The sequence below is a fragment of the Kovacikia sp. CALU 1929 genome, assembly GCF_056784235.1.
This window is the reverse complement of sequence record NZ_JBXBCF010000041.1, coordinates 63,275-74,772: the sequence shown is the minus strand read 5'-3', so window position 1 is coordinate 74,772 and position 11,498 is coordinate 63,275. Positions and strand designations below refer to the sequence as shown.

Sequence of the window (11,498 nt, the reverse complement as noted above, 5' to 3'; positions counted from 1 at the left end):
TTCCCCCTTCCCAATTTGTTCAGAGATCAAATCGAATTTCTATAGAAACCTTTAATTAATGTGGCAGTGTAAACCTGACCAACTTAGAAACTCGTCGTTTTTCCTGATGAAAAATCTCCAGTTCTCAACTTGGATGGGGTTTAGCTTGAGACTGCGAATCAGTAACACCTAACGAATTGGAGTAATTCAAGCTTTCAACTTGATCATACGGATAATATCCACTAACTTCATCCATTTGTTGTACTGGCAACTACAAAATGGACGTGATAACATGCCTGGGCATCGAGTAATAGCGGTTTTCAGACAAGTGCCCCACAGGTGCCACCTTTAGATTCATGCGAAACAATGGATCGGTGTGGTGTACACAAATGAAAATGGAGTGATGTTTCAAATGTGTGGTCGGTGTCTGGTAGGGGCAGTCAGCGTAAGCTGTCGCGCCAGGTTGCAGGAGGCATGCCTAAATGCCGCTTGAATGCTCGGTTAAATGCAGCTTCTGACTCGTACCCCACCTGGGTTGCAATCTTTGCCATGGCTGCATCTGAACTTCTTAGCAGGTTCACCGCTAGCTGTAGCCGCCACTGGGTTAAATATTGCATGGGTGGCTGGCCCAGTAGTTGAGTAAAGCGAGTCGCCAGCGTCGATCGCGAAACTCCTACCTGCCCAGCCAACTCTGTCACCGTCCAGTTATGCTCAGGGCGAGCATGGAGCAAATCCAGTACCTGACCCACAATTGAGTCATTCAGTGCAGCCAGCCAGCCAAGCGGCTGTTCGGACATCTGCTGCATGTGGTTGCGAAGAATTTCCACAAACATCAACTCGGTTAACCGTGCCAGCAGACAACTACTGCCCGGGCGATCGCTGAGCGTTTCTTGAATGATGTAGCGAACTCCCGTTTCTAATAGCGGAGAAATTGGCTCTGTGGAGACTGAAATATGCATCAGGAGCGGTAGGGTTCGCAGGAATGGATTGAATAACGGTTCATCACACAGCAAAAAGCCACAGACAAGCTGTGTCAGCGCTCCATTTCCGCCATATTTCAAGACTGGCATATCTGTCCAGGGCTGATCAGGAAGAATATCTCCGACTGGAATCGGCAGTTTGCCGGGCTGGTTGCTCAACGTATGAGAACTGCCATAGGGAAAAACAATGATATCGTCCTTAGCAAGCGGTTGGGCTTCAGAGTATCCCTCCATTTCGACCCAACAGGTACCCTCAGCAACGATGTGAAACGCAACAATTCGCTGAGAGGCGGCTTGCAGCAGTGCTGCCAACTGAGGCGGTGGTGGCGTTTCAATACTCCAGGGGGCAGAGTATTCGGTACGAAATCGGACACCACCCGAAAGGCGAATGACTCGAAGCACATCAGAGAGAACATCCATAGCGCTCTTAAGAATTCTGAAAACCGATTCTAAAACTGTTCATCCAGCACAGCCACATTAATAGGTTTGGCGTTTCAGTCAAAAACTCTAGCGTTTCAGTCATTGCACATCCCATCCTCATAGTCAAGTATAGAGTTAAGCGTGTGTGGCTCTTGCATACAAAAGTATACATATTCCGTTTACCCTTTCTAGATCGGTTTTGGGGCAGACATTTTGAGCGTCGCCCGATCGCAGTCGTTCCCTTAGCACTGTGGTGCAATTGTTGAAAATCCTTGTTCTTCTCTAGTTTCTCTCGATTGGCAGGTACTTTATGGAAGCCACTCCTGATGCGGATTAGAGCATAGAGGTTTAGACCGTGGGCGATCGCTTGGGGATTTTCTGCCAAATGGATTTGCCAAGCGCTAAACCCGTACAAAATTTCAAGAATTGCACATTGAATTAACACGCCCAAAGCTCTGTTTTTAATCGATCAAACTGATCATCAATCACTTTAGAAATCAATTCCTCTTGACCTGGAGAAGACACATGTTGGAATTACAAACCCCCATAGCCCATCAATTTGTTAAGACCTGGATAGAACGTGCTAAAGACTTAGGTTCTCAATTTGCAGAACGTCGCACCGATGCCAACGAAAACGATCGCTTTGTAGCTGAAAACTTTGCAGATTTGAGGCAGCATGGATTTGTTGCGGCTGGCGTGCCTACCGAATTAGGCGGTGGAGGCGCAAGCTACGTCGAGATGTGTGAAGTCCTGCGTGAGCTTGCCCATCATTGCAGTTCAACAGCACTTGCCTTTGCCATGCATACCCATCAAGTGATGATCCCTGTCTGGCGTTGGCATCATCAAAACGCTCCGGTTGAGGGGTTGCTGCGACGAGTGGCAATGGAACAAATTATTCTGCTCAGCAGTGGTGGCTCGGATTGGTTGCAAGGTTCCGGTACGGCAACTCGTGTGGAAGGGGGTTTTCGGATTAACGGCTGTAAAGTCTTTGCCAGCGGTGCCCCCGCTGGTGATTTGCTCATGACCAGTGCCGTATACGATGATCCAGAGGCTGGCGCTACCGTTTTGCATTTTGCCATTCCTGTCCATGCTGAGGGAGTCAAAATCGATCCCATTTGGTACGCAATGGGAATGCAGGGCACCGGTTCCCATAACATTCTGTTGGCAGGCGTGTTTGTGCCTGATGCAGGCATCGCGCTGAGGCGACCCCAGGGTGAGTGGCATCCTCTGTTCCACACGATCAGCATGGTGGCATTTCCCTTGATCTATTCCGTCTATGTGGGCGTGGCAGAAGCCGCACGAAACTTAACGGTGCAATTGATTCAGCAACGCCCGGAAAATGACCACATTTGCTACCTGGTCGGTGGCATTGAGAATGAACTTATGGCTTCGAGATTGGCATTGCAACATATGATTACAGTGGCAAATACCAGTCAGCCTGGATTTGATACCACCAATCAAATCATGATCGGGCGCACGTTAGCAGCGCGTGCTGTGCTAAGCGTTGTTGATCTGGCAATGGAAGCGACGGGTGGCACTGCTTTCTATCGTTCGTTGGGTTTAGAACAGTTGTTCCGCGATGCTCAAGCCGCTCGTTATCATCCTTTACGAGAAGGTGAACAGCGCCGATTTGCAGGACAAATTGCCCTCAATAGACAATCTCAAAAGTAGGCGTTGCTGCTTTTGGGTATGATCTGAATCATTGGGAACAATGGGCAAAACCAGTTCAACCTGCTGATCTGATAGGTGATACTCCACTGCTAAGTAGGTGGGACTAATTAAATATTAAGGACTGGGTAGGTTGTCCCTATGATGAAAAAGTAAAGTGCGGTGAGACAAGACACCCCATAAGCTTGAAGTATACAAACCCAACAAGCGAGGAAGACTTGTATGAAACCCACCGCACAAAGAAGATCATATACCGGTGAAACAGTGTATGTCGGCATTGATGTTCACAAACGAACCTATTCGGTTGTGGCACGAGTGCAGCAAATGGAGGCAAAACGATGGACAACAGCAGCAGAGCCTGAGGCGTTAGGACAACCACTGCGTAAATTTTTTCCAGAGGCTGAGATTCATAGCGCCTATGAAGCTGGATTTTCGGGCTTTGGATTACACCGAGAATTGCAGCGACAGGGGATTAAAAGCATCGTGGTTCATGCGGCAGCGATCGAGGTTGCCGCAAACAGCCGGGTCAAAACCGACAAACGGGATGCTCGGAAGATCGCCGAGCACCTGGAAGCCGGGCGATTAAGGGGGATTCGGATTCCATCAGTGGCGCAAGAAGAGGCTCGATTGCTTAGCCGTACCCGCAGCCAGTTGGTGAGACAACGCACCCAGAGCCAGAACTGTATTCGCATGAAAGCACACCAATTTGGTCTGATTGCCCCAGTAGATCAGCGCCGCATGACGCATTCGCTGGTGGCAGACTTGCTGAAGCAGTGTCCAAGTGAGGAGTTTGGTTGTACAGTCAGGAGTCATCAGCGCATCTGGCAAGCATTAGACCAGGAGATTGCTCAGTTAGAGGTTCGCTTAAAAGCGCAAGCTGCCGCCGACCCTTACGAAACGACCTATCGTTCTGTACCAGGAGTAGGTCCAGTGAGTGCGCGCATTTTAGCCAATGAATTGGGAGACTTATCGCACTTTACCAATGAACGCCAGTTATTCAGTTACACCGGATTGACCCCGGCAGAGTATTCCAGTGGGGAGAATACCCGTCGGGGCAGCATCACCAAACAGGGCAATACTCAAGTTCGCAGCATCTTGATTGAAGTGGCGTGGCGAGCGATTGCAACCGATACCTCGCTGGCGAGCTTCTTTGAGCGAGTGAAGGCACGTCGAGGCAGTAAACGCGCCATTGTCGGGGTGGCTCGCAAGTTAATTGGTCGCATTCGAGCGGCTTTCCGTCATCAGGTGCCGTACCCCATTGAAGAGGTTGTCACAGAGGAGGTTGTCACAGCAGCCTGAGGAGTGTACGAGGCTGCCAGGTTTTCCTGAACGGAGAGCCAGACGGATCATCCATTTTCGGAAATACCGGATCTTCATCATCACCGCTGTGACCGCGTGTTTAACCCAGGTTCGCGTTCAAAGAACGACAACGTTAGGTTGTTGGCGGCGCAGCACCCCTAAACAGCGAATAAGGAACGGGTGGCAGGGTTACGACCCTGACCACGAATGACTGGTTGTTGCACGGGTATCCGACACCTAAGTGGATGAAAAGTCGTAGAAAAGTACACTAATTGTTCGTTTCGCTTTGAGTGAATTGTGAGATTCCTGTAGAGTCGCACAAAGTTGTCTCGCCTATACTTGACTTTTTCCATGACTGGCTGGGGTAAGTACCGTCAACTTTTCACCCATCACCTCGTGGTTCCAACGAAACCGAACATCCAAAGTGTGATTACCCCTTGCCGTAGCGGGATCACGCACCTTTGCCCTCATGGTTGCTGCGATCGCTCAGCTTTTCAGCCTGGAGTTGTTGAAGTTGGGCGATTTTCACGCAGATCGCTTCTTCATCAAAATCGGCAGGAGTGAAAGCAGGGAGAGCATAGTGAGCGCTAAAAATAGTGGCAGGCGATCGCCACCGTTTAATGCCTGCTTACCGGCAACGCCCAACCACGAATAGGTGAGAGAAAGGGGAATAATTCCCACACAGGTTCCCATCATGTAAATTTTTAGATCAACCGGAGTCAACCCAAACAAGAAGTTGACCAGGCTGAAGGGGGACAGAGGTGTGAAGCGAACTGCCATGACAAAGTTCAGGGGTTGGTGAGCGATCGCTTGATTCAACCGCTGCATGATGGGATGGTGCCCAAAGCGGCTCTCAATCCAGCCATGCAGGGAATGGCGAGCCAGCCAGAATGCGCCCGTTGCACCCAGGGTGGAACCAATCACAGACCAGACCGTGCCCCAAAACAGCCCAAAAATTGCTCCCGCCGCAATCGACAACACATTGCCAGGAAAGCCCAGGCTGGTTGCTGCGGCAAATAAAAGAAGGAATAGGGGCGTGGCTCCAAAACCAAGATTTTTGAAAAAGTCCGTCAGGGAAGAGTCATCCAGCAACAGACTGAGGGGACCCAGCAAGCAAACTACCAGAAACGCCAGAAACGCGAGCGCTAACCATAAGCCACTTTTGTAACGTTGAATCTGCATAGCACCTTCCAGGGAAATGCACTCCACTATACCCTGAAGCTTTAATAAAGATGTAGCAAAGGTGTGAAGAAAATTTTGAACTCATCCTTTAAGCAGCAGGATCGGTGTGCCATGATGTCGGTTGCAAAGGGCGAAAGGTGAAGGCTGAAGGCTGAAGTTTAGCCATTGACCACAAACTACGAACCACGAACTACATCTATAGTCCTAATTGCCATGGGGGAGAGGGTTCTATGAAACAACTGATGGACAATAGAAAAGTGATGAAGTCAATTTTTCTGGCGGTGAGTCTAGCGATCGCCGCTCCCTGGTTACAAAACTGTTCTATGCCAGCCTTTACTGAGCAGGCTACTTCTTCACCTACGGTTGCGTCAGACAGTCTAGAAAAAGCAAACCTGTCCCTATCCACCCTGATTAGCAAACGTTCTCCCGAAACTACCGGGCAACGCACCTATCATATTGGGAATAGTCTGACCGATAGTATCAACAACTGGCTGGAGCCGATCGCCCGCAGTGCAGGTTATGACCACGTTTATCTGCGTTCAACAATTCCTGGTGCCCCAACTGACTGGAACTGGAACCACCCAGGCGAAGCGCTGGGCGAAGCAGACTATCGGGTTGTCTTTAACACTCAGGCTCCCATTGATCACTTGTCTACCCAACCCTATGCTGGACATGATCGCTCCCTGGAAAACGAAACCGAATACAGCGGACGCTTCTATCGTTTGGCACGGGAAAAAAGCCCCAACGTTCAGCTCTGGGTCTACGCTCAATGGTCTGATCTAAAGCTCGACGATCGCTGGTCAAAAGCTGATGGAAGCGCAGAAGATTTGGGCTTAAAGCCTGCCAGAAATTGGGAAGAGGCAGCGATGAATCACCTGGCATATCACGAGGCGCTACGCCAGCGTTTAGATGACCAGAATGAGGGCAAACCCGTGCTGATCGTCCCGGGAGGATTGGGATTGGTGAATTTGAAACGGGCGATTGAGACAGGAAAAGTCCCCGGTATTAAAAATTTCTTCACCGAGCATTTTAATGACGACTCTCACCTGTCTTCAAAGGGAAGCTACTTGGTGGCGCTTATTTTCTACTCCAGCATCTATGCCAAAAGCCCAGTCGGAGTTACCTTTGCGGATACTGGACTGACAGCAGAACAGGCAAAAATTTACCAACAAATTGCTTGGGACACCGTGCGGAATTATCAATGGACAGGGGTGAAGGGAGAAGGTTAGAGGCATCGGTTATCCCGTACCCTGACACCTGAGACTGGTTGACCCTGATACCTGACCCGTTTGCCAAGTACACTAGGATTGTGCCTATTTACAAAACGTTATGGCAGATTCGGTGGCTACTCCTGCCCCGCTAACAAAATCGAGTTTTCATCAGGCAACCCCTGCCCGCATCTTTCACTGGGTCAACATTATTAGCCTGTTTATCATGCTAACTAGTGGCTTGCGGCTTTATAATGCCAACCCGGTATTTGGTGGGCGAGAGGGTTATCACTTTCCATTGCTAATCACTTTGGGGGGATGGTTGGCAGGAGCAAGGCACTGGCACTTTGCTGCTATGTGGTTCTTTTCTCTAAACCTGCTTTGGTATGGAATTTATGTGTTGCTCAGCCGCCGGTGGCAGCATCGCTACGTTGGGAACAAGGATATAAAGGCATTGCAAATCAGCCGCAACCCCAAGCGTCGTATTTTTGCATGGCACCGGATTGTTTACACCGCTATCATTCCCATTCTGTTACTGGCGCTTTTCACAGGTATTGGCATGTATAAACCGGCGCAGTTTTACTGGATTGTAGACTGCTTTGGTGGCTGGTTTCCCCTCCGGGTCGTTCACTTCCTGACTGTACCCACTGTCCTGATATTTGCCATGCTTCACTCCCTGCTGGCACTCAAGGCAGGGGGCGATCGCCTGATAGATTCGATGTTTAAGGTGAAGGATGTTCGCCTTTAGCGTTCCCACAGGGTGGGGTGAAGGGGTTGTTAGTCATTGGTCAGTGGTCACTGGTCATTGGTCATTGTTAACTTTCAACTCTCAATTCTCAACTTCCAACTCCCAACTTTCCCATGACTTCTAACTCTCCTGACGCTCCTGAATCTTCCTCTCGCCGCAGCTTTCTTCGGATTGCTGGAATGACGGGTGCAGGCTGGCTTCTAGGTGCCACTGGCTTGACTCTGCTGGAGAACCCAGTGGGTAAGCTATTTATGCCAATTAATGATCAGTTGGATGCCCTGCTGTTAAATCCGCAAAAGCCAGTGCCTGAATTTCCAGTCAGTGCCATTGAACCCGATGCATTGATTGTCAACACGTTTCGATTTACGCCCACGCTTGACCCTGAAAATTTTCGGCTGGTGGTAGATGGAGCGGTTAACCATCCCCTGCAACTTGATCTGGCGGCGATTTACACTCTGCCACTGACTTCAATGGTCATCCGTCATGTCTGTGTAGAGGGTTGGGCGGCGATCGTTCAGTGGGGCGGAGTGCAGCTACGAGAACTCATTCGACTGGCGCAGCCTGAAGCTGGAGTCCGCTATGTCTATTTTGAATCGGCGGATGGTTACTACGGAAGTTGGGATCTGGCATCTGCCATGCATCCTCAAACGCTACTTGCTTATCAAAAAAATGGAGCGCCGTTGCCGATCAACAATGGCGCTCCTTTAAGGTTGGCAGCTCCCATCAAGCTAGGATACAAGCAGAGCAAGTGGGTAACCCGTGTGACCTTGACCCATCAACTGATGCCTCGTCGTGGTTATTGGGAAGACCAAGGATATGAGTGGTTTGCAGGGCTTTAACCAACCAGACCTGCTCTTAAGGCGCGAACGGCTGCCTGGGTACGATCATCAGCACAAAGTTTGTTAAGAATGTTACGAACATGGGTCTTGACTGTGCCAACTGTGATGTACAGTTTTTCGGCGATCGAGGCATTGCTGTGCCCATCCACAATCAGTTGCAGCACTTCCAGTTCCCGCTCTGTCAGCGGGTATGCCTCCAGCATTTGGCTGTATTCCGGTTCGGCGGCACTGATGGTGACCGTTTCAGCATCGACGGCACCTTCAGGAGCAGCTTGGCGAGCCTGCTGAAGCACAATTTTGGCGATCGCCGGGTCAATCCAGGAGTTACCTTCACTCGTCACTTTCAGTGCTTCTGTCAGGCTATCCAGGCTTACATCCTTCATACAGTAGGAGTCTGCTCCGGCTGCAAATGCTGCCATCACAACCTCTTCACTGTCCTGCAACGTCAGAATTAAGACTCTGGTCGCGGGCTTAGAGGAGTCTTCAGATTCTGCCTGAAACTTTCTGAAGCGGCGGGTCAGCTCAACCCCATCCATGTCAGGCAGCCCAATATCTACGATCGCAACAGTCGGAGAAGTTGTTTCCAGCAATTTCAGCCCATCTGTTGCATTCGCTGCCTCACCCACAACCTGAAAACCGCCTCTTTGTTGAAGCGCTGTCCGCATACCAACGCGGGTCAGGTCATGATCTTCAATTAGCGCAATGCGAATGTCATCCATAATCTGGGTTCCTCAGATCCAAAAATAGCAGGCTCAGGGACACGCCATGCTCATACTCCAGTAATACACAAAACTAGCCAGTTTTGTCCTGGAGATACACCTGCGTTTTCTCCTGTTATAGACAATTGCAGGTATCAAGGCTTACTGCATCTATCTAGGGTTAGGGGAAAAGTAATCTACCTTAAGTGGGATAAAAGAATTTACCAGGAAAGGGCAAGATGGCTTGTTAAAAATAGTTGTAGGGGGCGATCGCCCGAAACGCTTCACCTTTTCCCGGTAGCCTCTGCCCTCCCCTTCCCTCTTTCTACTGACGTAGCTTTTGTGACCAAACACGGGTGGGTAATCCCCACACGTAGACAAAACCTTCAGCGGCTTTGTGGTCAAAGGTATCGTCTGCTCCGTAGGTTGCCAGGTCAGGGCTGTAGATGGAGTAGGCAGACTTGCGCCCAACCACAATCGCATGTCCCTTAAACAGTTTCAAACGCACGGTGCCGGAAACCCGCTCCTGGCTCTTTTGGATGAAGGCATCCAGGGCATCCCGCAGCGGGCTATACCACAGTCCGTTGTAAATCATCCGGGAATAGGTTTCTTCAATTCCCTGTTTGTAGTGGATTAAATCGGGAGTCAGGGTCAGACTCTCCAGATCACGATGAGCCTGAATCAGCAAGGTTAGCGCTGGGGTTTCGTACACCTCCCGTGATTTAATGCCTACCAGCCGATTTTCGATCATGTCGATGCGTCCAATGCCATGTCCTCCGGCAATCTCGTTAAGTTCGCTAATCAGAGCGACAGGATTGAGGGCTTGACTGTTCAAAGTTGTGGGAACTCCTTGATCAAAGCCAATTTCAACATACTCAGGCTGATCAGGGGTTTCGGCGATCGCCGTAGTCATTTCGTACACTTCTTCAGGTGGCTCTGTCCAGGGATCTTCCAGCGGTCCCGCCTCAATTGCCCGTCCCAGCAAATTTTTATCGATACTATAGGGAGAAGACTTTTTCACGGGAGCCGGAATGCCAAATTGCTCCCCATAGGCAATGGTTTCTTCCCGACTCATGCCCCATTCCCGTGCCGGAGCCAGCACCTTTAGGTTTGGATTTAGGGCAGAAATGGACACATCAAACCGGACCTGGTCATTTCCCTTGCCCGTACAGCCGTGGGCAACGGCATCGGCACCATACTCTTCAGCCGCATCGACCAGTAGTTTAGCAATCAAGGGACGAGCCAGGGCAGTGGAAAGGGGATACTGATGCTCATACAGAGCATTTGCCTGAATCGCCGGAAAGGCATAATCCCTGACAAAGCTTTCCGTCGCATCAATCACCAGGGAAACTTCGGCTCCCGATTTCAGTGCTTTTTCCTTGACTGGTCCCAGTTCAGCCCCCTGCCCCAAGTCGGCAGCAAGGGTGATGACTTGCTCAACTCCCCACTCCTGCTTCAGGTAAGGAATACAAACAGACGTATCAACTCCGCCGGAGTATGCCAGCACAACTTTTTTGGCGCGACCCATGACTTTCTCGGTCCTGTTAAAACGACTAAACTCTCATTATGCAGTGAATGATTACAAATTCTTGTCAGAGAGCGTACAGAACGGTAAGCAGGTGTGAGGTGTCAGGAGTGAGGGGTGAGGTGTCAGGGAACCATTAAAGATCGCAGCAAAAAACCCCCTGGTCTGACGGAGCCAGGAGGTTGAAGCAAAAATAATAATGCCGCGGAATATGCTGAAATTAGCGATTGAGAACTAAGCCTGACGGGAGTAGTACTCAACCACCAGCAGTTCATTGATTTGTAGAGCGATCCACTCACGGTCTACAATCCCATTTACCTTCCCTTCTATCTTGTTCTTGTCAAACTCTAGATGGCTGGGCAGGTTTGCTAAACCTGGATACTGGAGGTTTGCCTCTACCAGCTTACGAGAGCGATCGTGATCTCGAACGCTAATCACTTCGCCGGGACGGCACTGATAGCTGGGAATATCCACAACGCGACCGTTTACCGTGACATGCCCGTGATTGACCAGTTGGCGAGCACCAGGGATGGTGGGAGCCATTCCCAGACGAAACACCGTGTTGTCTAACCGCATTTCTAGCAACTGCAACAAAGCCTGTCCTGTAGAACCGGCTGCTCGACGAGCTTTCCGTACATAGCGAAGCAGTTGCCGTTCACTTAAACCATAGTTGAAGCGAAGTTTTTGTTTCTCTTCTAAACGGACAGCATACTCAGAGCGCTTTTTACGCTCCTGCCCATGCTGCCCAGGGGGATATGCCCGCCTTGGGGATTTACGGGTAAGACCGGGAAGATCGCCCAGACGACGAACAATCCGGAGGCGCGGACCTCGATAACGCGACATTACAAGTTCCTCTGAAATTCCTCAATTAATTTTAGCCAGAACTTCCAGTATAGGATGATAAGAGCCTAAGTTGAAAGGAGAAATTGAATATTTTGGGGGTTGGCAACGG

General features: G+C 50.1%; 10 protein-coding genes. 5 read left to right on the top strand and 5 right to left on the bottom strand.

Features of this window, described 5'->3' with window-relative positions:
• Positions 1-419: 419 nt before the first annotated feature.
• On the bottom strand, positions 420-1,379 hold the full coding sequence (locus AC1S52_RS03400) for an AraC family transcriptional regulator (protein WP_482027635.1): 960 nt from the start codon (positions 1,377-1,379) through the stop codon (positions 420-422).
• Between the two features lie 525 nt (positions 1,380-1,904).
• Between AC1S52_RS03400 and AC1S52_RS03395 the strand changes: the two genes are divergently transcribed.
• Positions 1,905-3,050, top strand: coding sequence for an acyl-CoA dehydrogenase family protein (locus AC1S52_RS03395; RefSeq protein ID WP_482027634.1), 1,146 nt, complete (start codon positions 1,905-1,907; stop codon positions 3,048-3,050).
• Between the two features lie 219 nt (positions 3,051-3,269).
• On the top strand, positions 3,270-4,346 hold the full coding sequence (locus AC1S52_RS03390) for an IS110 family RNA-guided transposase (protein WP_482027633.1): 1,077 nt from the start codon (positions 3,270-3,272) through the stop codon (positions 4,344-4,346).
• Between the two features lie 525 nt (positions 4,347-4,871).
• Here AC1S52_RS03390 and AC1S52_RS03385 read toward each other — a convergent pair.
• Positions 4,872-5,528 carry a TVP38/TMEM64 family protein gene (locus tag AC1S52_RS03385; RefSeq protein ID WP_482027632.1) on the bottom strand — a complete coding sequence of 219 codons (657 nt, stop codon included), beginning with the start codon at positions 5,526-5,528 and terminating at the stop codon, positions 4,872-4,874.
• 230 nt (positions 5,529-5,758) lie between these two features.
• Here AC1S52_RS03385 and AC1S52_RS03380 point away from each other — a divergent pair, with 230 nt between their 5' ends.
• The 3 genes from AC1S52_RS03380 (at position 5,759) to AC1S52_RS03370 (ending at position 8,323) form a co-directional block, all read left to right on the top strand.
• The gene (locus tag AC1S52_RS03380) at positions 5,759-6,757 is read left to right on the top strand and encodes a hypothetical protein (protein ID WP_482027631.1); all 999 of its coding nucleotides are present in this window, start codon (positions 5,759-5,761) and stop codon (positions 6,755-6,757) included.
• Positions 6,758-6,857: 100 nt separating this feature from the next.
• Complete coding sequence (locus AC1S52_RS03375) at positions 6,858-7,484, top strand: cytochrome b/b6 domain-containing protein (protein ID WP_482027630.1); 627 nt, start codon at positions 6,858-6,860, stop codon at positions 7,482-7,484.
• 113 nt (positions 7,485-7,597) lie between these two features.
• On the top strand, positions 7,598-8,323 hold the full coding sequence (locus AC1S52_RS03370) for a molybdopterin-dependent oxidoreductase (RefSeq protein ID WP_482027629.1): 726 nt from the start codon (positions 7,598-7,600) through the stop codon (positions 8,321-8,323).
• Here the strand turns inward: AC1S52_RS03370 and AC1S52_RS03365 are convergent.
• The 3 genes from AC1S52_RS03365 to rpsD all read right to left on the bottom strand — a co-directional run bounded on the left by AC1S52_RS03365 (position 8,320) and on the right by rpsD (position 11,389).
• Positions 8,320-9,042 (bottom strand): response regulator, encoded by a 723-nt coding sequence (locus tag AC1S52_RS03365; protein WP_482027628.1) that lies wholly within the window; start codon positions 9,040-9,042, stop codon positions 8,320-8,322. The genes AC1S52_RS03370 and AC1S52_RS03365 overlap by 4 nt on opposite strands.
• Positions 9,043-9,346: 304 nt before the next feature.
• The gene (locus AC1S52_RS03360) at positions 9,347-10,549 is read right to left on the bottom strand and encodes an argininosuccinate synthase (RefSeq protein WP_482027627.1); all 1,203 of its coding nucleotides are present in this window, start codon (positions 10,547-10,549) and stop codon (positions 9,347-9,349) included.
• Positions 10,550-10,780: 231 nt separating this feature from the next.
• Positions 10,781-11,389 (bottom strand): 30S ribosomal protein S4, encoded by a 609-nt coding sequence (gene rpsD / locus AC1S52_RS03355; RefSeq protein WP_482027626.1) that lies wholly within the window; start codon positions 11,387-11,389, stop codon positions 10,781-10,783.
• Between the last annotated feature and the right edge of the window lie 109 nt (positions 11,390-11,498).

Coding starts and splice junctions, on each gene's coding strand:
- AC1S52_RS03360 (WP_482027627.1), bottom strand. CDS start 10,549: ATGGGTCGCGCCAAAAAAGTTGTGCTGGCATACTCCGGCGGAGTTGAT.
- AC1S52_RS03385 (WP_482027632.1), bottom strand. CDS start 5,528: ATGCAGATTCAACGTTACAAAAGTGGCTTATGGTTAGCGCTCGCGTTT.
- AC1S52_RS03380 (WP_482027631.1), top strand. CDS start 5,759: ATGAAACAACTGATGGACAATAGAAAAGTGATGAAGTCAATTTTTCTG.
- AC1S52_RS03390 (WP_482027633.1), top strand. CDS start 3,270: ATGAAACCCACCGCACAAAGAAGATCATATACCGGTGAAACAGTGTAT.
- AC1S52_RS03395 (WP_482027634.1), top strand. CDS start 1,905: ATGTTGGAATTACAAACCCCCATAGCCCATCAATTTGTTAAGACCTGG.
- AC1S52_RS03375 (WP_482027630.1), top strand. CDS start 6,858: ATGGCAGATTCGGTGGCTACTCCTGCCCCGCTAACAAAATCGAGTTTT.
- AC1S52_RS03370 (WP_482027629.1), top strand. CDS start 7,598: ATGACTTCTAACTCTCCTGACGCTCCTGAATCTTCCTCTCGCCGCAGC.
- AC1S52_RS03365 (WP_482027628.1), bottom strand. CDS start 9,042: ATGGATGACATTCGCATTGCGCTAATTGAAGATCATGACCTGACCCGC.
- rpsD (WP_482027626.1), bottom strand. CDS start 11,389: ATGTCGCGTTATCGAGGTCCGCGCCTCCGGATTGTTCGTCGTCTGGGC.
- AC1S52_RS03400 (WP_482027635.1), bottom strand. CDS start 1,379: ATGGATGTTCTCTCTGATGTGCTTCGAGTCATTCGCCTTTCGGGTGGT.